At 42.3% G+C, this 24,875-nt stretch carries 20 protein-coding genes and 2 tRNA genes; 15 read left to right on the forward strand and 7 right to left on the reverse strand.

Features of this window, described 5'->3' with window-relative positions:
• Positions 1 to 11 precede the first annotated feature (11 nt).
• The 9 genes from H8B21_RS17060 (at position 12) to H8B21_RS17100 (ending at position 14,514) form a co-directional block, all read left to right on the forward strand.
• On the forward strand, positions 12 to 1,034 hold the full coding sequence (locus H8B21_RS17060) for a hypothetical protein (protein ID WP_190315077.1): 1,023 nt from the start codon (positions 12 to 14) through the stop codon (positions 1,032 to 1,034).
• Positions 1,035 to 1,156: 122 nt separating this feature from the next.
• Positions 1,157 to 1,729, forward strand: a complete 573-nt coding sequence (locus H8B21_RS17065; protein WP_190315078.1) for an RNA polymerase sigma factor — start codon at positions 1,157 to 1,159, stop codon at positions 1,727 to 1,729.
• Between the two features lie 77 nt (positions 1,730 to 1,806).
• The gene (locus H8B21_RS17070; RefSeq protein WP_190315079.1) at positions 1,807 to 3,012 is read left to right on the forward strand and encodes a FecR family protein; all 1,206 of its coding nucleotides are present in this window, start codon (positions 1,807 to 1,809) and stop codon (positions 3,010 to 3,012) included.
• A gap of 191 nt (positions 3,013 to 3,203) precedes the next feature.
• The gene (locus H8B21_RS17075) at positions 3,204 to 6,557 is read left to right on the forward strand and encodes a SusC/RagA family TonB-linked outer membrane protein (RefSeq protein WP_190315080.1); all 3,354 of its coding nucleotides are present in this window, start codon (positions 3,204 to 3,206) and stop codon (positions 6,555 to 6,557) included.
• A 34-nt stretch (positions 6,558 to 6,591) separates the two neighbouring features.
• The gene (locus tag H8B21_RS17080; protein WP_190315081.1) at positions 6,592 to 8,070 is read left to right on the forward strand and encodes a RagB/SusD family nutrient uptake outer membrane protein; all 1,479 of its coding nucleotides are present in this window, start codon (positions 6,592 to 6,594) and stop codon (positions 8,068 to 8,070) included.
• 22 nt (positions 8,071 to 8,092) lie between these two features.
• Complete coding sequence (locus H8B21_RS17085) at positions 8,093 to 8,992, forward strand: endonuclease/exonuclease/phosphatase family protein (protein WP_190315082.1); 900 nt, start codon at positions 8,093 to 8,095, stop codon at positions 8,990 to 8,992.
• A 23-nt stretch (positions 8,993 to 9,015) separates the two neighbouring features.
• Entirely contained in the window at positions 9,016 to 11,409 is a 2,394-nt protein-coding gene (locus H8B21_RS17090; RefSeq protein ID WP_190315083.1) for a BACON domain-containing protein, read from the forward strand.
• 9 nt (positions 11,410 to 11,418) lie between these two features.
• Positions 11,419 to 13,611 carry a DUF5689 domain-containing protein gene (locus H8B21_RS17095; protein WP_190315084.1) on the forward strand — a complete coding sequence of 731 codons (2,193 nt, stop codon included), beginning with the start codon at positions 11,419 to 11,421 and terminating at the stop codon, positions 13,609 to 13,611.
• 93 nt (positions 13,612 to 13,704) lie between these two features.
• On the forward strand, positions 13,705 to 14,514 hold the full coding sequence (locus H8B21_RS17100) for an endonuclease/exonuclease/phosphatase family protein (protein ID WP_190315085.1): 810 nt from the start codon (positions 13,705 to 13,707) through the stop codon (positions 14,512 to 14,514).
• A gap of 40 nt (positions 14,515 to 14,554) precedes the next feature.
• On the opposite strand, the gene H8B21_RS17105 is transcribed toward H8B21_RS17100, so the two are convergent.
• From H8B21_RS17105 to panC, 5 genes are all read right to left on the reverse strand, one after another.
• Positions 14,555 to 15,064, reverse strand: coding sequence for a thioredoxin family protein (locus H8B21_RS17105; protein WP_190315086.1), 510 nt, complete (start codon positions 15,062 to 15,064; stop codon positions 14,555 to 14,557).
• A 2-nt stretch (positions 15,065 to 15,066) separates the two neighbouring features.
• Positions 15,067 to 17,304 (reverse strand): TonB-dependent receptor, encoded by a 2,238-nt coding sequence (locus H8B21_RS20775; protein ID WP_190315087.1) that lies wholly within the window; start codon positions 17,302 to 17,304, stop codon positions 15,067 to 15,069.
• A gap of 155 nt (positions 17,305 to 17,459) precedes the next feature.
• Entirely contained in the window at positions 17,460 to 17,831 is a 372-nt protein-coding gene (locus H8B21_RS20680) for a hypothetical protein (RefSeq protein WP_223815113.1), read from the reverse strand.
• 45 nt (positions 17,832 to 17,876) lie between these two features.
• Entirely contained in the window at positions 17,877 to 18,227 is a 351-nt protein-coding gene (gene panD, locus H8B21_RS17120; protein ID WP_165295119.1) for an aspartate 1-decarboxylase, read from the reverse strand.
• Positions 18,228 to 18,280: 53 nt separating this feature from the next.
• Entirely contained in the window at positions 18,281 to 19,126 is an 846-nt protein-coding gene (gene panC / locus H8B21_RS17125; protein WP_190315088.1) for a pantoate--beta-alanine ligase, read from the reverse strand.
• 145 nt (positions 19,127 to 19,271) lie between these two features.
• Between panC and H8B21_RS17130 the strand changes: the two genes are divergently transcribed.
• The 6 genes from H8B21_RS17130 (at position 19,272) to H8B21_RS17155 (ending at position 23,513) form a co-directional block, all read left to right on the forward strand.
• Entirely contained in the window at positions 19,272 to 20,096 is an 825-nt protein-coding gene (locus H8B21_RS17130; protein ID WP_190315089.1) for a glycogen/starch synthase, read from the forward strand.
• Between the two features lie 173 nt (positions 20,097 to 20,269).
• Positions 20,270 to 21,667, forward strand: a complete 1,398-nt coding sequence (locus tag H8B21_RS17135; RefSeq protein WP_190315090.1) for a Gfo/Idh/MocA family oxidoreductase — start codon at positions 20,270 to 20,272, stop codon at positions 21,665 to 21,667.
• Between the two features lie 84 nt (positions 21,668 to 21,751).
• On the forward strand, positions 21,752 to 22,081 hold the full coding sequence (locus tag H8B21_RS17140) for a DMT family transporter (protein ID WP_190315091.1): 330 nt from the start codon (positions 21,752 to 21,754) through the stop codon (positions 22,079 to 22,081).
• A 74-nt stretch (positions 22,082 to 22,155) separates the two neighbouring features.
• Positions 22,156 to 23,229, forward strand: coding sequence for a peptide chain release factor 1 (gene prfA / locus H8B21_RS17145; RefSeq protein WP_190315092.1), 1,074 nt, complete (start codon positions 22,156 to 22,158; stop codon positions 23,227 to 23,229).
• Positions 23,230 to 23,302: 73 nt separating this feature from the next.
• Positions 23,303 to 23,376 (forward strand) — tRNA-Asp (locus tag H8B21_RS17150).
• A gap of 63 nt (positions 23,377 to 23,439) precedes the next feature.
• A tRNA-Asp gene (locus H8B21_RS17155) sits at positions 23,440 to 23,513 on the forward strand.
• A 61-nt stretch (positions 23,514 to 23,574) separates the two neighbouring features.
• Here the strand turns inward: H8B21_RS17155 and H8B21_RS17160 are convergent.
• Both H8B21_RS17160 and H8B21_RS17165 read right to left on the reverse strand, forming a co-directional pair.
• The gene (locus H8B21_RS17160; RefSeq protein ID WP_190315093.1) at positions 23,575 to 24,165 is read right to left on the reverse strand and encodes a Crp/Fnr family transcriptional regulator; all 591 of its coding nucleotides are present in this window, start codon (positions 24,163 to 24,165) and stop codon (positions 23,575 to 23,577) included.
• Positions 24,123 to 24,866 (reverse strand): UDP-2,3-diacylglucosamine diphosphatase, encoded by a 744-nt coding sequence (locus tag H8B21_RS17165; protein ID WP_190315094.1) that lies wholly within the window; start codon positions 24,864 to 24,866, stop codon positions 24,123 to 24,125. Before H8B21_RS17165 ends, H8B21_RS17160 begins: the two co-directional genes overlap by 43 nt.
• Between the last annotated feature and the right edge of the window lie 9 nt (positions 24,867 to 24,875).

Here is a 24,875-nt window from a genome sequence, read left to right on the forward strand (position 1 = left end):
ATTAATGAATCATGAAAACAAACATTTTAAATAATATTCGCAAATGCCAATATGTAAGCCGGACATCCATGATGGGGCTTTCGGTGGCGTTGACTTGTATCGCTTGTGAAAAGTCAGAAGATAACCGAGGTACAGAAATAGGTATACAAGTTTCGGCAACCGGACATTTCGATGAATGGATTAACGAATTGGATTTGCCGGTAGAAGGCGGTAAAGATACCATTTATGTTTTCTCCTCTTCGGATATCCTGATGGCCATACAGCCGCCAGCAAGTGAAGAGTGGGTTAAAGTATCGGAAGAAAAATATATGCCCGATTTGCAGGCAACCCGTATTATACTGGAGGTGGAACCACTTGAAGATAATCTAGACCGCAGGGTAAGCACGTTGAACATTAGTAACCAGGAACCTTACTCGCGTAAATTTTTAAAAATGACGCAAGGATATGGTGCACGCTACACAAATGATTTCTCATGGTTACGCTATGGTAATGGAAATCCTCAGCAAGCTAACGGTGTATTGATCGCCCAGTGGAATCCTACACAGCAACAACAAGGATGGACGTCTACTATTTTAGAAGGACAGACGCAAGCCTTTGTTTACGGCAAGAACGATTATGTTCAAATCGGTTCGGAGACGACAGGAGCGAATTTGCTCACACCAATTATATCAGGTGTGGAAAGAGATAGTTTACTGGTACTGACGTTCAATGCGGTATCTTTTGTATCGGAAGAAGGCGAGCCGGACAACACCAAATTGACTATTAAATTGACAGGTGGTGAGTTTGAAGAAGGAGAAGTAAGCCATGTGTTGGACATTCCGCATTTTGATAAAGAATCTGCTTTAATGACTAGCAAGATGTGGGAGAATACGTGGTTTAAGCTGGATATTCGTAAACCTCAATCGAATCCAACGTCTTCGACAATGCAAGTTGAATTTATAAATGGGGCTGGAACGGGTACTGCGAAGAATCGCGTTTTTTTGGATAACGTAAAATTATACACCAAAGCACGATTTGAACAAGAGAATAGATAGTAGATCTTAGGTACAGTTGTGTTGATCGATTATAAAATGATTATTTAATATTCGCCTAATGATCACATGATAATAAATGTTTTATTTTGGCGCTTGAAGTAACATTAAATTACATGCCTGCCATGAAGCTAGTGAGACATATTTTTGTGGAAAACGAATTTTTAAAATTCGTCGAGGGAGATCAAAGGGCTTATCGGAAGGCTTTTGATTACTATTTCCCTATTATATTTCGCTATGTCTATTCGAAATGTAAGCATGTCGAAGATGCGGAGGAAATAACGCAGGAAGCATTCACGCAACTGTACCTACATCGTCAAAAAGTACATACAGAAGATGATCTATATCCCTACCTTTTTGTGATAACCAAGCGGTTATGCATCTCTCATTTTCGCAAACAATTAGGAAAACCTGAATGTGTGGATGTAGAAACTTCAGAATGGTCTTCGGTTTCTTATGAGACGGAAGATAATATCACGTTCGCCGAATTATCCAAGATATTGCATAAAATTATTGCTAGTCTCCCTCCTCAACAACAAGAAATATATCGCCTCAGCCGTTTGGAAGATGTGTCGCATCAGGAAATTGCTGAGCAAATGGGAATCTCTAAAAACACAGTAAAGAATCATCTCTTATTAGCGACCAAGGTCGTCCGCCTAAAATTGCAGAAAATGTATTTTCTTATGCTCTTTTTTTAGAAGAAAAGAAAAAAATAAAATTCTATTAGTACGCTTTAAAATCATTTGCGTTTATAGTAATAAAATAAGCGTAAATTTTGGATAGACAAGCATTACATAACTTATTAACAAAATATAGGGCAGGGAAGCTGACAGACGAAGAGATTCGTGTGTTAAAAGATTTTCTAAATACACCGACAGGGCAAGACCTCGTTTCAGAACTATGGGACAAAGATCTGGAGATTGTTCCGTTCCATGATGATACCACTCGTCAAGATAGTATATTCCGCCGGATTATGGCCGATGGACGTGTGGCAGATACTTCAGACGTACAGCAAGAAGTAATACATCATCCAAGACGCTTATGGACAAAAGTAGCGATTGCAGCTAGTATCCTGCTTGCTGCAACAGCGAGTGGCGTCTTGTTTCTCATGAAACACAAAAGTCCGGAAAATGAGGTGTTACGCGTGCATAAACAGGAAATCCAGCCCGGTAGCGATAAAGCACGTATCGTTTTTGATGACGGCAGTTTTATTGAACTGGATGAGGTAGAGGACGGTACGGTATTGGAAAATAAAGGCGTACGTATTGTGAAGCGAGATGATGGAACTATTGCATATGAACTGGGCGATAATCAAAAAATGCAAAAGCCCATCTATAATACGATTGTCACGCCAAGAGGTGGAGAATATAGTATCATGTTGCCAGATGGTAGCCGAGTCTGGATGAATGCGGCTTCCAAATTGAAATATCCCGTTGCTTTTGCGACAGACACAAGAGAGGTGGAGTTGGAAGGTGAAGCCTATTTTGAAGTCGTCAATAAAAATACCAAAACAGGTAAGCGTATCCCTTTTATTGTGCATACGCACGAACAGCAACTGGAAGTTTTAGGTACGAGTTTCAACATCAATAGTTATAACCAAAACATAACTACCACGTTGGTAGAGGGTGCGGTAGCATTAACCTATCCACATACTAGAAAGGTGCAGTATCTGAAGCCGTCCCAGCAATCCAACTATTCCCAAAAGGACAAAAAGCTGTCCGTTGTCAAGGTAGATCCCTATTATACCATTGCCTGGAAAGATGGAAGCTTTGCTTTCCAAAACGCTTCTATTTATGAGGTAATGGACGATATAGCCCGTTGGTACAACATTGAAGTGGTTTATGAAGGTGATCTGTCCGATGTGCGGTATAGTGGAACCATATCCCGATTTGAAAATTTTAGACAATTGTTACAAATAATTGAGTGGACCGACTTAGTAACATTTAAAGTAGACGGAAGGAGGATAACCGTAATGAAATAGAGCTACGTGAATGATATAACAAACAACAGGAGCGTTGGAGCCGCCCCTGCCGTCGTTATGTCTAAGAAGACATTAAAAGATTGAAACCTATCTGTTAAAATTAATCTCAACCTTATTGACAAATGTATGAAAAAAAACGGTTAGGGATATGGGATCCCTACGGCAAACCTAAAATGAAAATCCTATTGTATATGAAGTTAACCTGGATTCTTCTATTATGTGCCGCCCTACAGGTAAGTGCAGCCACTTATGCCCAAAAAGTAACAATCCAAGGAAAGAAAATGGCATTGACCAGTCTGATCAAGGAGCTTGAGAAAAAGGGTGGGTATAATATTTTCTATGCACAAGGGCTTTTACCCAATTCGGCAATCGTAGATGCGGATTTTGTAAATGCTGAAGTAACGCAAATTCTGAATACGGTGCTGCCCCAGTTTTCTTTAGGTTACAAGCAGTCTGAGAAGAGCATTGTATTAGTTCGTAAACCTGTAACAGGAAAATCATCGAATGAACGTAATAAGCCTGAAATAGCAAGACAGGTACGTATTGTCCAAGGCCTTATCAAGACAGTAGTTGGACAGCCGATGGAAAACGTGACTGTGCGGGTAAAAGGAACTGCACGGCAGGCGATTTCCAACGGTGTAGGTATGTTTTCGATTGAAGTCGATGAGCTGCCTGCAACGCTTGAATTTTCCATTGTGGGTTATGCATATCGGGAACTTGTGGTACGCAGTTCGCAAGTCGGCGATGTTGTGATGGAGGAAAAGGTAACGGAAGTGGATGAGGTCGTGGTGATCGGATATGGCGAGGTAAAGAAGCAGGATTTAACCGGTTCTGTCGTTAATGTGAAGATGGACGACATTAAGGACGCCCCGGTATTGTCCGTAGATTTGGCCATGCAGGGGAGGGTGCCTGGCGCCGACATCATGGCCTCAACTGGAGAACCTGGTGCAACGACATCCATCCGTATCCGTGGAACGCGTTCTATCACGGCAACCAACGAGCCACTTATTGTAGTCGATGGTGTTATTGACGGTATCAGTAACCTGGCGGATATTAATACGGCGGATATTGCATCCATCAGCGTGTTGAAGGATGCGTCTGCAACAGCTATCTATGGTACGCGAGGCAGTAATGGGGTGATTATTATTACCACCAAGCAAGGTCGGAAGGGAAAAGATAATATCACGCTGCGAAGTACATTGGGCGTATCCCAGTTGCCGCGTAAGCTGGATATTATGGATGCTTCGCAATTTGCACAATACCGAAATGACTTTGCTTTATTTGCAACCTCGGACGGCTATGGCGATATTGGACCAACTACACCGCAATCGGAATATCCTTTCCCCGATCCGCTTTCGTATGGAAAAGGGACAGATTGGATAGATGAGATTACCCGTGTAGCACCTTATCATACACATAACTTATCCCTATCGGGCGGAGGGGATAAAACCAATTACTATGCTTCTGTCGCGTACGATAACACGCAAGGGATTATCGAAAAAAGTGGCTTGGGAAGGTTTACCGGCAGGTTAAATTTGGACTACCAACTATTCCCTTGGATGAAAATCGGTTACAAATATAATCTCACCAAACGGGACCAAGATCAAAATATGGTGGGTATAGGTGGTACGAGTTGGTGGAGTGCAGCGATGTTCCTGAATCCACTTATTAAGGTGCATGATAATTTCAATGATCTGTGGTACTCCGGACAGCGTTTTAATTCGCCACGTGCTTTATTAGACGGAGGGGTGGTCCGTAATCAGAAACGAGATGGCTCGACCAATACGGGGTATATTGAAATTGAACCCATCAAAGATCTGAAAATCAACTCGCAACTAAATTATTATTCCTACGCACTGCATGGCTTCCAGTTTGATCCAGGAGCATTGCCCGCTAAAACTGCAGAAGAAGGGGCACGAGCGCATAGACAAGAATATACGTCCAATAACTTGATGAGCCAGACAACCCTAAGTTATTTAAAAAAATGGGAAGATATTCATCATATAGATTTTACGTTAGGCTTTATTGGACAGAAGGTGACCGGAGATGATCTTTCATTAACAGGACTGGGTTACCAATCTGATGCTATTCTTTGGAATAATATGAACGCTATCCCTGACAAGGAAAACTATACAGCGAGCACCAGTAATAACACAAAGACGGCTATATCCTATTTAGCACGTGCTAACTACCATTATAGAAGCAAATACTATTTAACGGTAACAGGGAGACGGGATGGTGCTTCCAATTTTGCGGCAAATAGAAAATGGGCGTTTTTCCCATCGGCAGCGTTGAAATGGACGGTGACCAACGAGGAATTTATGCAACCTGTCCATTGGATTGATGAACTTTCTATCCGGGCAAGTGGCGGACGAACCGGAAATGATGGAATTTCTTCATACCGCTCGTTGGCAGCATTGGCTTCCACTACAGGAGGCTACCTTTTTGATGGTTCGCAGCCCGTTGCGTTCTATCCATCGCGATTGGCGAGTGACCAACTCTCCTGGGAAAAAACAGACATGTACAATATCGCCGCGGATATTGCTTTGTTCAATAATCGGGTAAATATAACGATGGAAAGATACTGGTCTTATACCAGTGACTTACTTCTAGATGTGCAGACTCCTCGACATACCGGCTATAATACGCGTTTTGCCAATGTGGGGAAGACATCGAATAAAGGTGTCGAATTTAGTATCGAAACGAGAAATATTGAAAAGCCCGACTTCTCTTGGTCATCTACATTTTCTGTATCACAGAATAAACAACGGGTGGAAAATATTGGTACGCTAGACTACGTATCGGTATACAATGCAAACGGCAACAACAGCTATATGATGTATGGTTATGTAGAGGGCTATCCGCTAAATGCCCTTTGGGGTTTCCAATATGGTGGAACGTGGAAATCAACGGAAGAAGTGGATCGGAATAAAATTACTAGAGGATATGCTTCTACAGCTCCCTCCATGTATACGCCGGGAGCACCACGATATTTAGACCAAAACCACGACGGTGTGCTGAATGAAAATGACTTGATTTATCTAGGAAATTCAGACCCTTATCTATATGGCGGATTACAGAACAACTTTCGACTTAAGAACCTCACGTTAGGTGTTTTCCTAAATTACTCCCTTGGAGGGAAGATATATAATATATCGGAACAATGGATGGCAAATGGTTCTATGACAAATCAATATCGGTATATGTTGAACGGCTGGCATCCGGTTCGTAATCCAACATCCGACTTCCCGCGTGCGGGGGCAGTCGATAATATTGCTTCGGATAGAATGGTCTATGATGCTTCCTATTTGCGTCTACAAACCGTTTCGTTAGGTTATCGATGGGATGTTGGCAAATGGACCAATAATAAACTGCGTGATGTACAATTCACCATAGCTGGTGAAAACCTATTTCTATGGAAGAAATACAATGGTTTTGACCCGGATGTATCCTCAGAAAGTGGTACATCGACGTTGCGTAGGGTAGATATTGGTGCATATCCGAAACCACGTACCGTAGTAGGCAGTATACAGATTCGGTATTAATGACATGGTGAGACGAGTAAAAAAATATTTGACAATGAAACGTTTATTAATGATATTTCTTTTGTTTGCAACGCTTTCTGCTTGTTCGATAGACGAGGAACCAACCTCGTTTGTGAACTCGGAAAACTATTATCAAACAGAAGCACAGATTATTTCGGGCCTCAATGGAACATATGTTCCACTACGTTCCATTTATACCTATACCTATTTGATTGTGACAGAAGGTGTTACGGATTTGATGAGGGTGTTTTCCGGAACATTGGATGCGCAATTGGACATTTCACCCTCTAATCCACGGTTTGGAGCGAATATGTGGCAACAAGGTTATCTTGGCGTGATGCGCTGTAATGCCATTATAGAAGCGACCAAGCGAGCTCCTATAGAAGAAGACGTGAAAAATAGGCTATTGGCAGAAGGCATGATTATGCGGGCTTATTATTACTGGTTTTTGACATCCACGTTCGGTGATGTCCCTTTTTATACAGAAGATGTAGCCGATGCGGAGGTGTTGGATAGAGTCGCTAAATTGCCCAGAATGCCGGCAGTCGATACCCGTGACTACCTTATTGAGGAATTGTTGGCATATGTTCCCCATCTACCACAGATACGTACTAACGATGTTGCCGGCAACCGATCGGGAGCTGCTATGGGCTGGATGCTGATAGGTAAGCTTGCCCAATGGAATAAACGCTGGGATGTAGCTAGAGATGCGATGAGCGAATTGGAGAAAATCTACGGTGCCCTTAATCAATATCCGATAGAAGATATTATGCTTCGCAACAAAAATACACTGGAATCTATCTTTGAGATACAGTTTACTTACTCGGAAACAGGATTAAAGGTGACTACGAATGCCGCAGCACTGTGCATGCCTACTCGCGGAAGCGGAGCGATATACGATGGGGTAGAGATTCCTGAATTAGGTGACCGGGCAACCACTTGGACGGCCCTGCGCCCGAACAATTATTTCTTCCAAGCAGTACAGCGTCGTGATAGTGAAGACGCACGTTTAGCTATCAACCTGGCTTGGGAATATAAGGGTGTTCCATTTAGAAATGCAACGACCCTACCTTGGTTAGGGCCAAAATTTTGGTCACTCGACATGTTCAATACCGCTGATGGCAATAACCAGAAAGTATTTCGTTATGCAGATGCCTTGTTGATGCAGGCGGAGAATTATATGGAACTCCAAGACCCTACAGAATCCATACGCTATTTGAATATGGTACGCCGTAGGGCCGAACTTCCGGATTATACCTTCCGAAATTGGGACTTGTTACGAGAGGAAATTCAAAAGGAACGTGCAAGGGAACTCTTGGGTGAATACCAACGTAAATACGATTTGGTGCGTTGGGGGATTTGGTATCAGGCAACGTTTGATTATACGGATTATGCCTCTATAACAACTAATATTCTGCCTTGTCATGAGTATTATCCTATCCCGGATGTGGAAGTAGTGAAATCGGGCTACACGTTGGATAACAAGGCGTATGATTACTATGGTAAGAATTAAAAGCTCAATTAAAAAGACAAGAATGAAATTCAAAATAATACAAAGGAAAGGGGGCTATTTATACGTCCTATTGTGCATCGTTCTGTTCGGGATATGGGGATGTAGTGATCGGGAATCCATTTCACCCGAACCAAACGAGGAACCCGAACCTATCGTGCTACCTGATAAACTGAAAATTCTGAGTTACAATATATTGGAGGGGATGAAAACGGATAGACCTAATAACTATGATAATTTTGTCGCTTGGATGAAGGAGTTGGATCCGGATATTGTGGCGTTACAGGAAGTGAATGGATTTAGGCAGGCAGCATTGGAAAAATTGGCGGCACGTTGGGGACACCCCTATGTGATCACAAATTTGAAAGCCACCGACAACTATCCTGTAGCACTCACTTCTAAATATCCGTTGGAATCGCGTCGACGCGTAACGATGCATGTTTCCCACGGAGCTATTTTCGCCCGGCTGAAAGACACAGATTTTAATATTGTAAATACCCATTTTTGGCCGCAAGGGTATTGGCATCACGTAGGGGATGGCTTGGGAAATGCTTATCGGCTGCACGAAATGAACCTAACGCTCGATAGTACTTTTCGGAAATTTCCGGACGAACCCGATTGGATTTTTGTCGGTGATCTTAACTCCAGATCCAGACACGATTTTCTTCCGGGAGAGACAACGTATGATTATGGTGTAACCGACCAAATAGAAGAAGATGGGTTTGAAGATGCCATCCACTATCTGCATGGCAAACGCTCGGAAGGTGTAACCTACGATTTCCAATATCCAGGAAGCCGTATCGACTTTCTTTTTGCGACGCCGGGTGTCTTGCAAAAAACGATTAAAGCCCATCCTATTTACGATGAGTTTACGGATAAATATTCAGACCATCCGCCGATGTATATGGAAGTGTCGTTAAAATAGATGATAACCTAAAGATGGAAAAAATGAAGAAATGTATCATACTGCTGTTGATATTACCATTGTTTCTGCAATGCCAGAAAAAAATGGAACTTGACTTGTCATTGGCCGTAAATTCCAACGAATTACATTTGACCGCAGAGGAGGGCACAACACATATTATGGTTTATGCCGATGGTGAGTGGGAGGTGAATTTTAAAGAAGATGCTGATTGGATATCGGTAGATAAAGTACGCGGAAGCGGCAATTCCGATGTTGTATTCTCCTACGCACAGAATTTTGGGGCATCTCGTCGGGTGACATTGGTATTGTCCAAAGGAAGTGAAAAGCAAGAAGTCCTGATCATTCAGGAAGGACTGGAAGTGGCACTACGGTTTGCCAAGAACAAATTTACGATACCCAAACACGGCCTGCCAACCATTTTGCCTATTGTCAGTAATGTTGAAGCTGATTTTAAATCAGTAGATATCGAGTATCTATATGATGACGAAACATCGGAACAATGGGTTACGAATGGTGCGTTGACGGACGAAGGATTTACGTTTGAAGCATTGGAAAATACAGCAGGGCGTAAGCGCTCTGTCCGAATCTACCTGACGCTTGTCGATGCCTTCGATAACGAATATATGTCGTTTGCCGATGTGGATCAAACCGTAGATGAAGCTTTTTTAGTACACAAGCATAATACGGCTACCCGTGTAACGCGTAGTGCAAAATTGGATACGGTGATTTTAAGCAGTAATATCGGCACGCATTTTCCGAATATAGAAAAGAACGTGACGTATGAACAAGGAAACGACTGGATTGAGGAAGTAACCTTAATAAATGATAGTCTGTTGATTTTGGCCATTCGAGAAAATAATTCCGGATTGGAACGCAATGCGAATGTAGGCCTCAAATTGGCCATAAATGGCGTGAATCTGGTCGAATTAACTCACCCGGTATTTCAGTCGGCAGAAGATTTCGAAGAATATACATTTGAAGAACTGCGGGGGTTGATTGTCGCGGCGTCGGGAACTGCTACGATTAATGCACCATTGAAGGTTCTACAAGGCATCGTTATTAGTGATCAGGGCAATGCCAATATGGAAACCAATCCGAACCTGGCATACAACCGTATGGACTTGACGGAGACGTATCGGACAGCGTATATCCAATCTCTCGATGGCAAATATGGCTTCCGATTGAAATTTACAGCGGAAAGTGAAAATACACTCAAGCGATATAGCAAGGTAAATATTGCAGTGGATGAATTGACCTTGGAGAAAGAAGCGAATCCGATGCGGTACACGATTACCGGAATACGTTCGGGGAATATTGTCAAAAGTGAAGCGGGAACGGCATCCAATGTAGTCAACAAGCTAAAGTATATTAGTGAATTGAGCGATGCCGATATGTATACACAGGTGACTTTACGTGATGTTTCTATCTCTATTCCGTATGGCAGCTACATGAATGTAAACGCGGGTTATACGAATAAGACAAATTGGAATACGGAAGGTACAACTACACCCTATTTAGACGCTATTCCGACAAATATCTATGATGGTAAAGGTGATAATATGAACATGTTGGTCAACGCAAATTCTTCTTGGGCACGTAACGCTGTAACTAAAAATTCCGGAACGATCGCCGGTATTCTGACGCATTCCAAACTGCTCCGTTTTGGAGGCGGTGAAGGAGATGTTGGACGTTATACGTTACGTCCGATAACCTTAGGTGATATACGGTTAAATAACGCTTCTGTAGCGCAAACGCTGGTGGAATGGAATTGGTTGCCGGGAGGAACGAATACCTGTGCTACGGGTGTGATCAATAAAGATGGAGCGGGTAATGTTTTGCCATTTATTGGTACCGGTAAAATGAATACGACCGTTGCAGATGCTACTTCCGGAGTTGCCTTTCACCCGGTATGTCACAGCAATCCTAATTCTAAACAGGTGTATAACAACGCACTTCAGTATAACAATGTAAAATGGTGGAATGCACAAGAAAATAGGGGGGAAGGTATTGTGATGCAATTCTCTACGACAGGTATTACAGCGCAGACGCTTGTATTGAATTTCTCTGTTGGAGGTGGATCCGGCAATGACGCGAATAATCATATTCCGACCTACTGGGAAGTGGAATATTCACTGGACGGAGCGAATTATACCGTGTTGCCTAATTCTACTTATGCAGTTAGACCTTTGACACAATGGGCTACAGATCGGCCATCCCAAATGCCGGCGTTGAGACCGTTGAGTTTCAAATTACCGGCATCTCTTCTAGGACAGGCTAATGTATATGTGAAACTTCGGGCCAAGAGCGACATCTGTGCCACGGGATCTCCTACAGGTGCAGAGACGGGACGGATCACAGCCGCCATGCCAGGCACCTCGATGAGATTAGGCTTTGTGTCCATTAATTACATTCAATAAGTTTTCAAGATGAAAAGAATAGAAAAAATAAGATTAACTCAGCTACATAGATTTATATGGTTGTTCATCTTATCTATGGTGGGGATATATAGCTGTAAAAAAGATGATGGAGAATTCTCGCGTTTGTCAGAATTGGGAACAGAGACCTCGTTGTACACCGTACCTGCATCAGCGGGGGAGGTGAAAGTGGATGTGCTATCTAACGAGGAATTTGAGATTATCGTTGCGGATGATGCTCCCTGGATGACAACCAACGTAAAAAGCTTGAGTGGCGATACCAGTTTTGTCGTGCATTACGAAGAAAATACAGAATTTCCGCGACAAGGATTTGTCACGCTCTATGCTAAAGCGACCGAACGCTATGATACGGTAACGGTGAGACAACATGGTGCTATGAATGCTGAATTGGTATTCCCTACACTAAATACGACGGTACTGGGAGACGGCGGAACGGTAACAAGCGAACTGCATACCAATGTCGCGTTGGAAGATGTCGATATCCAGGTGATATATCCATTGGATGTCACGGATGAATGGGTAAACGATGATTTTGCCTACGATGAAGCAACAGAAACGTTTCGCTTTTCTGTAAAACCGAATCCGGACATGGAAATGCTTCGAAGTGTACAGGTAAGGCTATCTTTTATGGATGGGTGGGGACAACAACAAGTATCCAAGCTCTATCTGTTACAAGCTAACGCACAAAACCTTTTTGGCACGGAGGCAACATTCCCGGAGGTTAGGGTTTGGGCAGGAGCTCAGATTTCGGCTGATATATTTATCGAAGGACATGTGGTCAGTGATGTCGGGAACAAGAACGTCGGCGAAACCCCGCAGACGACACCAACTGCTATAAATTATGAACTAAATGACCGAACGGTATATATTCAAAGTCTGGACGGACGGTATGGATTCCGGATAGAAACGGCATCCGTAGCCGATAATGTTTTCCGACGGTACGGTAAAGTGCAGCTACTACTGAAAGGTACGACAGTGGAAATGCGAAATAATCCAGATTTCTATACGATTCGAGGAGTGACTTCGGCAATGGTCATGAAACAGGAGCAGGGGACAGCAGCAAACATCGTCCACAAGGAAAAATATATCGCGGAATTGACAGACGATGATATCTTTACGTATGTGACATTAAAGGACTGTGAACTGCCGATACGGAAAGGATCATTCACGCCGTTGAATGAAGGATATACTACATTGTTTAATGCTCACCGCACAGCAAAGTATCCGTTGTTGATGCGCGATATACAGGGTAATAGCCTATTTTTGCTGACGAATACAAATACGCCATACCGCAGGGACGGCTCGATATTGCCACAAGGCTCTGGAAAAGTATCGGGTATTATCGTTCACGAAAAATTTACGCGGTTTGAGTACGAAGATGCTTCAAACCCTGACGATTACGGTAATATTGGTCGGTATCAGATTCGTCATTTGACGAGAGCGGATATTGCCTTGGCAGATAATGTGAATAGTGGGTTTTCTTCACTATTGACAGAATACCAATACCCAAATATTACAGCGGGGGTTGCTTATCCGACTAACGGAGATAATGGAAGGCTGTATGCCTCCAATAGTGTGAACGTGACGGCGACTAGCGATTATTCTTATTTAGGCCCTGTGGGTGCGAATTATCTAGGTAATAACAACCAATGGGGTACGGGCGTATTAGTCAATGGTTCGAAACAGAATACATATGCGAACACAAATTCCGATGGTAAGGGTGGAGCTGCCAATAGTGGTATTGCGGCGAATAGAAGTTGGTGGAATTACGAAAGAAACCGAGGGGAAGCTTGGATTGTCGAATTTTCGACATCAGGAATAAGTACCAACTCTTTATCTCTTCAGTTTACAGCCGGAAATTGGGCTGCAGCAGGTGCCGGGACACCACGATATTGGGCGGTTGAATGGTCTGAACATGGTAATATGGATGGCGTATGGACACCCATTACTAAATATACAGTACCGGATATTGCAAATTGGTCAAATACATTGCTTCATCAGTTGGCTGGTTTTAAAAATATCAATGTACCTTTACCATCCGACATGTTGGGCAAGAACAGGATTTACCTGAGGTTAATTGTAGATAAAAACTTAGCTAGTAATGGCAACACCTATGCAAGCCAGCCCTTAGCGGGTAATGCTAATACGGCATTAGGGTATTTGGCCATTAGATATAATAAATAAGTTAATTACACATAGAGGCTGTTCTATAAATTAAATGTTGACCACTTTCAGAAAAAAACATTTTTGAGACAGCCTCTATTTAAAAATAAAAATATGTTTAGACATTTCTTTAAGCTTGCTCTTTTATTGTTTGTGGTATTTTCCGGGAGGGCACAAACAGCGGACAACCTACCGCTGAAATTACGTGTGGGAACATACAATGTTGGACATTTTAACCAAGGTAGATTAGGCGGTTTTCAAGGAACTGGTAAGATGGTGCAAGCCGAGTTAAATAACTGGAAAAGTTGGATCGGGCAACAAAGCCTCGATATCCTCGTGTTGAATGAATGGAATCATTTTTTTGATAAGGACAGTATTTATCGCGCGAAAGAAGAGTTATTGGATCCTTATTACACCCACGTATACTTTGGTGATGCTCACCGTTGGATTTATAATGGTATAGCGGCTAATTTTCCACTGCAAAACGTTAGACAAAAGAACTGGGATGGCGATTACTACGCGTTATTGGGTGATTTGGTGATTGGGGATAAGACGATTACAGTTATATCTACACATATTCCTTGGCAAAAGGAATGGCATCAGCGTTCTCAGGAAGCTTTGATTAAGGAATTGGAACAATATGAATATTTTATTTGTATGGGTGATATGAATGCTTTTGACGACGGGCAGCAAAAGTTTGTAAAAGCTGGGTTCAATATGGCAAATGGTGGAGCAATGGGTTGGTTTGGGACAGCGGCGGCAACGAACAGTGCCGCAGGTAGAAAAGGAGATCTACCGAATACAAGTATTGATAATATTGTGACTAGTGACAATATTAAGATTATGCGTGTATCCGCTCCGTTGACAGGTCTCAATGATTTGGACCATTTACCAGTTTTGGCGGATATCGTTGTCACATGGTAAGAAACAAATAGCCCGCAAACTGATATTGCAGGCTATTTTGTTAAGGCATTTGTAAATCGCTTGCGCTTATGTCGCCGATTGCGTTCAATAGTTCACCTAACTGATCAGGGGGCAATACACCGCCGTGGCGAAACAATACTTGATAGTTTCTGTCAAGAAGCACCCAGGTTGGAAAAGCTAATGTGCCTGGGCCATTCAATGCCCGGGCAAGTTCGTGTGTTCCTGTATTTTTTCCAGTAGGCTTAAAGGCATAATCCTTACCCTGAAACGAAATGGTTTCGTCACTTTCGGCATCAAACTCTACGTAATAGAATAAGTCAGCTTTTTCGAGGAAATCCTCATTTTTTCGGATTTGGTTTTTTTGCATACGACAATATTGACACCAATCAGTAGACAGCAAGATAAGTACAGGTTTCGATTCCATCGCCATTAGGCTATCTATTTTCGATATAACCGATGGCTCGATCTGTGCTTGACAAATAACCGACATGAACAAGCTGGTAACTACCAGCAAAATAGAACGACATTTTCTTAATCTTGCTATCATCATATTTATCTAAACATATTATACCGAACACCTAAGAATCCACGAATCCCTTGATTTGGTCCGTAGACGTAACTTGGATCAAACGGTAGCAGACTTGGATCATCGATCTTTTCGAATGGATCATGTGAGCGGGAAATAATGAAAGGAACCCCTTTGGTGGGTGTCCAGTTTAGTAAATTCTTTACACCACCAAAAATCTCAAGTCCATTGCGGAAATGTTTGGTGAGCTGGATATTCTGGATACTCCATGCTTTAGATTCATCGGGTCTTGGATCTTCCTCTCCTAAGACGGGTAAACGCATAGGCCCTATAACATTACCTGTATAATCGATACTAAGACCGGCACGTCTAAAGTTGTATCCGATGGTCCAGGTACCCATATATTTCTCTGTTAGCATCTGCCATTCACGTTCTCCCTCTTCTTCACTATGAACATCCATCACGGTACCGCCAATCATTGCTTTGAAACCACTCGAGTGTGCCCAGTCCAAATTAACAGAAATACCTTGCGAAACGGCATGCCCATCTAAGTTGGAATATATGATCTTATTGATGTCGGTATCATAATCTGGAATGATTTTATTGGTAAAGTAAGTGTAGAAAGCAGATGCATCGATACCAAATATAGAACCGTTATCCGAGTAAAACTTCTTCACGTAGTTGATGTTTGCATTCCATGAAGTTTCCGGTTTTAAATCTCCTATAAATACGACATCACGTGCGCCTGTCAACGCCGCATGGTCTTCGGTGAAAACATTTGCCACGCGATAACCATTGCCGGCGCCTATTCGCAGTACTTGACTCTTGTCTTTAGAGTTCCACTTGTAATTCAATCGGGGAGACAGGATGCTCCCGTGAATAGAGTTATAATCGTAACGTGCGCCGAGTAATAACTTATGTTGGGGGTGTAAGGTTATCTCATCTTGCACAAATAATCCTGGCAAGTGTGTGTGTGATGTTTCTTCAGTAGCAGGCGTGTTATCGTTGTAATATGTATAACGATAAGCAAGCCCTGTCAATAGATTATGGTTTTTAATGTCTTTATGCCAGGTCAATTGTCCAAAGACGATCTTTTGATCTGCAATATACATCTCATCTCCATAAGCACTGTTTTGGTCGTGCCCATTAGCACTGAACGAGAGAGAGAAATCTTCACTACCTGGTAAGTCATACACGCCCATTACTTCCCATCGTTTGGTATAAATGCTTTCACCGTATACCTCATCACCTCCGCGATATTTCCTGTTCCAATTCATTTCTCCGCCCCAGCGGTCTTCATAGACGTATCTTCCAGCCAGCGAAAAGGTTTTGTTGTCTTTACGCGCGAAATTCCATTTATTAAAGATGGCGACGCGGTCCTGTAGGGTGACGTCCGTAAAGTTATCTCCATTTTTATCTAACGCGTTCGAGTAATTGAAATAATTCACGCCTAATAACGACTGCGCGGAACCCACTTTAAACTTGCCTCCGAGATCTAGACTGTATTCTTGCCATGTTGTCCCGAATGTTTCTAAACTAAATAGCGGCGCGTTTTCAGGTGTTTTTGTAATAATGTTTATGAGGCCGCCCACCGCTTCACTTCCATATAGTGTAGAGGCCGGACCTTTTACGATTTCTACACGTTCGATTAAGGCTTGTGGAATACCATTTAACCCATATACGGTTGACAGTCCAGAAACAATGGGCATACCATCGATCAGAACCATGGTATAAGGCCCTTCCAAACCATTGATATGGATATCGCCGGTATTACACACACTACAGTTGATCTGCGGACGCACGCCATTGATATTTTGGAGCGACTCAAAGATGGTCGGAGCCGGATTAGCCCTAAAGAATTTGGCAGAATATACCTCTACTGGAATCGGGCTCTCCAGCTTCGAGACTTCTCTTAATGTGCCAGAAACAACTACCTCGTCCAAGTTGCGGTCGTCTTTATCTAGTACAATCTGCAGTGAAGGAATATTTTGTGAAGTGTTGACATTTCGTTTATAAGGAAGGTAGCCTATTGCTCGAACTACCAGTGTCGCTTTTGCAGTTTGGATATCCTCTAGCAAAAAATTTCCTTCGTTGTTTGTCGATGTACCGATGTTCGTACCCTCTACTAATATGCTAGCGGCAGAAATGGGGTTATTGTCAGCGTCTTTAACTTGCCCAGCTATTTTAGTTTGAGCGAAAAGTGCCAACGGAAATATATATAGTAAGGCTAATATAAAAAGCCTGTTGTTGTATCTTTTTAACATGTAAATAACAGTATATTATGAACTGATACGATTGGATTTGATGTAGATGGAAAACAGTGCAGCATAATACCGCAGCCGCCCTTATTTATAAGTTCTACAACAAATTGTTCTTAAATAAAAGTAAAAATCATCCGGTAGATACCCGGAGATTGAGATTAGGATAGAGAAGAAGCAGGGGGTCCCCGCAGATCATAGTGAAAGAGTAATGTAGAAGGCGCAGTTTCCACCAGCTCTGCATGATGTATGCGAAGCATAATTGGGGTGAGGGAGAGCTCGAAAACCTGTAAATCGTTAGCTACGAATACACCTGCAAATACAACATTTAAAAATTGAATTTCAGCATCGGACTCGTGATGATGATCTTTTCCTTTTTTAGTGAAGTCATACGGGTGAATGTGGGTAACAATCTCTCCTGTAGACGTAACCTCCTTGTGCATAAATACCACACCACTGGTGATAATAACCACCATCCATACGCTTAATGACCAAGCGATAAGATTGCGGTATGTGGTACTTAGTTTATGCATAAATGTATCTTGCGTTGATTTGCAAAGATAGCAAAGATAAGGGAACTATAGTGTCAATTTGTTGTTATGGTCAGGAAATAACAATGCGGGTTTATGTACTCTGGCTTCTTCAGGTGTCATGCTTGCATAAGAAATGATAATAATAATATCACCCACCTGTACCAGTCGGGCAGCAGCACCATTAAGGCAAATAGTACCCGTTCCACGTTCACCCGGAATAACGTAGGTCTCTAGTCGAGCCCCGTTGTTATTATTTACAATCTGCACCTTTTCGTTCGCAACAATATTTGCTGCATCCATCAAATCCTCATCAATCGTGATACTTCCCACGTAGTTCAGTTCCGCTTGCGTAACGCGAACCCGATGAATCTTCGATTTCATTACTTCAATCAACATATTACAAAATTACTCATTTTTTTTTAACTCGTAGATACCACCCCCTCTTTAACCTAATCCAATAACATATTATCGATCAATCTTACCCCCTCTACCCAGGCAACAAGTAACGCAACATGTCTTTTAGCGGGATCGATGTGATCAATTTCTTGTAACGAACGTGTTTCACAGATAGTTAGATATTCAACCTCTATTTCGCCCTCTTGATGAAGGATGTCTAAGGCTTCTTTCCGAAGCGTGTTTAGTTCACGTACTTTAAAATAACGCTTGACATGGTTCAAAGAACGATACAATGCCAATGCTTTATCCTTCCCAGCTGCGGAAAGGCGCATGTTGCGAGAACTTAACGCGAGTCCTTTCTCGTTTCGAACTGTAGAGCAGATATGCAAGGTAATAGGTAGTTTTTTTATATCTATCAGCCGTTGGATAACCATAACTTGCTGGAAATCTTTTTGTCCAAAACAGGCAACATCGGGTTCGACCAAGCGGAATAGTTTATATACGATCTGAGTCACGCCTTGAAAATGCCCCGGACGCTTTTCTCCTTCCCATACTTGCTCCAGGTTTCCAAGATCAAGATGCCAGGACTCTTCAGTTTTGGGATACATTTCTTCCACGGTGGGTATAAAAGCAACATCGCACCGGATTTCTTGTAACAGTCGTAAATCATTTTCTTCTGGACGTGGATATTTTTCAAGGTCGCTTGGGTCATTAAATTGAGTGGGATTGACAAAAATACTACATACGACGACGTCAGCAATTTGTTGCGCATCTTTTACTAACGAAAGATGCCCTTCATGGAGTGCTCCCATAGTAGGAACAAGCGCTATGCGTTGCTTGCTTTCGCGCATTCCATCGAGATAATTTTGAAGGGTCTGTTTTGTTCTAAATATCTTCACCGCAAAACGTTAAAATAAGGGCGCAAATTTGCAGAAATAAATCGGAAATATAAAGCAATGAAAATTAATGAATTGTAAAATTCATAAAATAGTCGTATCTTTGTGGACCGATTTTACTGTTCGATAAATAAAAAAAGAATTGGAGATGGCAAAAACGAAAATATTGTTTGTAACCCATGAGATGTCGCCTTTCCTTGAAATAAGTAAAATTTCTGAAATAACACGCCAATTACCACAAGCGATGCAGGAGAAAGGATTTGAAATCCGTATTCTGATGCCGCGTTTCGGTAATATCAATGAGCGCAGAAATCGTCTTCATGAAGTGATAAGGTTGTCGGGAATGAACATCGTGGTGGATAACAATGACAATCCGCTCATTATTAAGGTTGCTTCATTACCTGCTGCACGGATGCAGGTGTATTTTTTAGATAATGAAGAGTATTTTCAGCGGAAAAAGGTTTTTCGTGACGACAAAGGTGAGTTTTTTGCAGATAATAACGAACGATCGTTGTTTTTCTGTAAAGGTGTATTAGAGACCGTGAAGAAGTTGGGATGGTCACCGGACGTGGTGCATTGCCATGGTTGGTTTTCGGCTATGGTTCCGGCATATTTAAAAACGGCTTATAAAGACGATCCTACATTCAAGGATGCTAAAGTGATGTATTCCCTTTATGCAAACGAAGACTTTGATGCTGTTGGATCAAAATATGCCGAGATGGCGGCACAACACGACATGAGTCCGGAGGAAGCGGCTCCTTATGGCGATGGCTCGTATGTAGATATGTACAAAGGAGCACTGTCATACACGGATATAGCTGTATTTGCTGATGGAGATATACATCCGGAACTCAAGGTATATGTAGAAGAAAACGGGATCCGTAGTTTCTCTCCTGAAGGAGACACCGATTATGAGAGATTCGCAGAAGTATTTGAGGAGTTTTCCACGGCTGACGTAGAGGAAACCGCTTAAAATGTTCTTATAATATTTTAAATGGAAAGGCTTGCAATCGCAAGCCTTTTTTGTTTGGTATCTCGCGGAATGTTTTCAATTATATTTGGTCAATACGAAATTTTTTGTTATTTTGAATTTGCTAACTGTATCATCAAATACATAATAATATAAACTATTATAAACGGAATAACATGGAGAGTTTTTCAAGAAGATCATTTTTACAGTCCGTCGCGTTGCTTGCAGCGGGGTCGGTAGTGTCGTTGCCTGTCAATGCGTTTGGTTTAAGCCGAAAGCTTAGGGTCACCTTGGTCGGCACAGGCATTCGAGGTATCTCTTTTTGGGGTCGCCGGTTAGTAGAACAGTATCCAGATCAGTTGGAATTTGTTGGCCTAAGTGATATTAACCCCGGTAGATTGCAATATGGAAAAGAATACATGAAAGTCAATTGTCCAACATTTGTGAGCTTTAAGGAAATGCTTCATACAACTAAACCAGATTTGGTTATCGTATGTACGACAGACTCATCTCATCACGAGCAAATTATCGAAGGACTGGCCGCCGGCTGCGATGTACTTACTGAAAAGCCACTGACAACTGATGAAATAAAAGCTCAAGCGATCCTAGATGCTGAACGCCAATATGGTAAGAAACTAATTGTGGGGTTTAATTATAGGTGGAGTCCATATATGACAAAAATCAAGGAGTTGATTATGAATGGTGAGATTGGTGAAATAACGTCAGTTGATTTTAATTGGTATCTCAATACCCACCATGGAGCATCTTATTTCCGACGTTGGCACGGGTTGATGAATAAAGGCGGATCTTTATGGATACATAAGGCCACGCACCATTTTGACTTGCTCAATTGGTGGCTGGATTCGGAGCCTGATGAGGTGTTTGCTTATGGTGCGCTGGAACACTACGGTAAAAACGGGCCGTTCCGGGGGACAAGTTGTCGAAGCTGTTCGCATAAAAAAGAATGTAATTACTATTGGGACATCACTAAGGATTCCCATGCTATGAAACTGTATGTATCGAATGAAACACATGACGGATATATCCGCGACGGATGTGTTTATCGGAATGAAATTGATATCTATGATAAGATGTCAGCTCAAATCAGATATGCTAACGGTGCGATAGCTAATTATTCATTGACGACGTATTCTCCATTTGAGGGTTGGCGGATTGCTTTCAACGGACAAAAAGGACGTATCGAGGCTTGGTTAGACATCCCATGGATGAAAAACGATAGTTTGGATCAAGAGAGTCTCCATGCAGCTGAGATGCGGCAGGCCGAAGATGTAAATGTTATTCATGAACCCGTTGTACTTTACAAGAACTGGCAGGATTACCAGATCATTCAAGTAGCTAGTGAACGTGCGGGACATGGAGGTGGTGACCGACGCTTGCATGATAAACTGTTCAAACAATCCGAAGCCCCTGATCCATACGGGCATTCGGCCGGCCTGCGGGACGGTGTGATGTCTATTTTGATCGGTGTAGCTGCCCGTCGCAGTATTGAGAAGGGTAGTCCCATCAAAATCGATTCGCTTACGGATTTAAAACCCAAAGCTAAACGAGGATAGAGAACAAAATCTTTTATTTTTTTATCATTTGTAAAAAGAATTCTCTGGTAGTGTTCGGATATTTGTAGTCGATAATAAAAGACTATGAACTGGATTATATTAATTATTGCAGGATTATTTGAAGTGGGATTTACATCTTGCTTAGGAAAAGCAAAACATACTACGGGCAGCGAAATGTACCTTTGGTATGGCGGTTTTGGTGTATGTTTAACAGTGAGCATGCTTCTGTTGATGAAAGCGACCCAGGCACTGCCGCTTGGGACGGCCTATGCCGTCTGGACAGGAATTGGCGCGGTGGGAACTGTCTTGGTTGGTATTTTTATATTTAAAGAGCCAACTGACTTTTGGCGTGTATTTTTCATTTTTACATTGGTCGCTTCCATTATTGGCCTCAAGGTAGTTTCCACACATTAATACCAAAAAAAAATGTACTTTTGTGCCTAGTAAAAACGGAAAATACTTTTCCGTTGTCAAGAGCATTACGCACTATGTTAGAGAAACTACAAGCTATAAAAGAGCGGTGGGAAGAGGTAGAAGCTGAATTAAGCAATCCCGAAACCATCAATGATATGAAACGTTTTGCCAAGTTGAATAAGGAATATAAAGACTTGGGTAAAATTGTGGATCAATATCATATCTATAAGAATATCGTTAGTAATATAGAGACCAATAAAGATATACTCGCCAACGAAAAAGATCAGGAGTTACGGGAGATGGCGAAAGAGGAGCTCGATATCTTATTAACGGAAAAAGAGGAGAAGGAGGAAGAAGTTCGATTGATGCTTATCCCGAAAGATCCGGAGGATGGCAAAAATGCCATCATCGAGATTCGTGGGGGTACGGGAGGAGATGAAGCTGCCCTATTCGCGGGTGATTTATATAGAATGTATACTCGTTTCTTCGAAACAAAGGGCTGGCGCACGGAAGTAATGGATGTAACGGAGGGAACGTCTGGCGGATACAAAGAGGTTATTTTAAAAGTTATCGGCGAAGATGTGTACGGCCAATTGAAATATGAATCAGGTGTGCATCGTGTGCAGCGTGTTCCGGATACGGAGACGCAAGGACGTGTTCATACATCTGCCGCTTCCGTAGCTGTTTTGCCGGAAGCCGAAGATGTCGATGTAGAGTTGAACCCCGGTGACATTGAAATGCAAACTTCCCGTTCGGGCGGCGCCGGAGGGCAAAATGTCAACAAAGTAGAAACGAAGGTACAGTTGACACACAAGCCTTCTGGAATTGTGGTTGTGTGCCAAGTTGAGCGCTCCCAATTAGCAAATCGTGAACTTGCGATGGAGATGCTTCGAAATAAACTATACGAACTTGAGGTGCAGAAAAAACATGGTGATGTGGCTGCCAAACGTAAAACGATGGTGTCTACGGGAGATCGTTCCGCCAAGGTAAGAACCTATAATTATCCGCAAGGACGTGTTACCGAACACCGCATTGGTTTGACGCTCTATAACCTCCCCGCCGTTATGGATGGTGATATTCAAGGTATTATAGATGCCCTCCAATTTGCAGAGAATGCAGAGAAGATGAAAGACGGAGCGGTAGACTAAATTTTTTCAAAAAAATTTCCGCATTCTGCAAAATACACCTATATTTGCACACCTTCAAACGGGAAGGATATGAGGTCTGGTAGTTCAGCTGGTTAGAATACATGCCTGTCACGCATGGGGTCGCGGGTTCGAGTCCCGTCCAGACCGCTAAAAAAGGAAGCATTGCTTCGAAAAAGTTCTTAGAATATACTCCTATAAAAGGAAGAATTAGGTCTGGTAGTTCAGCTGGTTAGAATACATGCCTGTCACGCATGGGGTCGCGGGTTCGAGTCCCGTCCAGACCGCTAAATAAAAAGGTATCTTTATTGTATAATAGAGATACCTTTTTTATTTACAATGAAAAAATCATCGCTTACCACGGATTCTACTTAATGTAACCTGTGATATACCTAAATAGGAAGCGATAAAACCCAATTTAATTTGATTAACTATTTCCGGAGCGCGATCCAGCAGTTCTTGATAGCTTTCAGTCGCCGTTTTAAACAGTTTTGACATCAGTCTATACTCAATTTTTAATGTTTCTACTTCGGCAAGTTTTCGACCCCAATTAGCTATACCTAGGGTATTGGCAAAGAGAGACTGCAATTGAGCTGTATTTATACGATATGCTGTTACCGGTTCGAGGGATTGTATCGTTTCATAGCCTGGTTTGCCATGTACGTAGCTGTTTAAAGATATCAGGACGTCACCCGGAAAGGCAAAATCCAAAATGACTTCGCGTTCCTCTTTATGATAAAATACCCTGCAAGAGCCCGTCTTCAGAAAGTACAGATAATGGGAGTTCTTACCAGCCTGTATGATGTTCTGTTGTTTATCAAACCTTACTTCTTCAAAAAGTCCGAATAACATTTGTAGATCCTGCAGTTTGAGTGGAGCGATACGTTGAATAATCGTCAAGGCGTCCATTTCTTCAGTTCCAGTTGTTCGCCGTTCCATACAGCATAGGTGCAAGCATGCATCCACTCCCCGAGGTTAACAATACGGCTGTTTTCACGAAGTTTGATATCATAGGCAAGATGACGATGTCCAAAGATAAAATAATCGAAATGCTCTTGCTGCAGCAACTTTTTAGCATATTGAATGAGCCACTCCCGGTCTTCTCCTAAGAAACGTTCTTCATCCAGATTTGCCGCACGGCTGTGTCGAGACCATCGTTGTGCGATACCAATACCTAAGTTCGGATGTAATCTCGCAAAGAGCCACTGACAGACCTTACTTCGAAAAAAGGCTTTCAGAAATTTGTACTTTGCGTCTCCTGGGCCAAGTCCATCACCATGATGTATATAAAATCTCTTGCCATCCATATTCAATATCATTTCATTGTCGACAATATTGGCATTTAATTGTTCTTTGAGATAACCGAACATCCACATGTCGTGGTTGCCTTTAAAGAGTGTGATTTCCACGCCAAGGTCTGCCAATTCTGCTAATTTTCCTAGAAAGCGGATGAATCCTTTAGGAACCACGGTACTATATTCAAACCAGAAGTCAAAAATATCACCCACCAAGAAGAGGGCTTTTGCATCGTGCTTGATATGCTCTAACCAAGAAACCAGTTGCCGCTCCAGCGAAGTATCTTTGGGTGCGACACCCAAATGAAAATCGGAAGCAAAATATATTTTATCTCTGCTGGACATGATGCCAAA

Source organism: Sphingobacterium chuzhouense (assembly GCF_014692525.1).
In the GTDB taxonomy this organism is placed as follows: domain Bacteria; phylum Bacteroidota; class Bacteroidia; order Sphingobacteriales; family Sphingobacteriaceae; genus Sphingobacterium; species Sphingobacterium chuzhouense.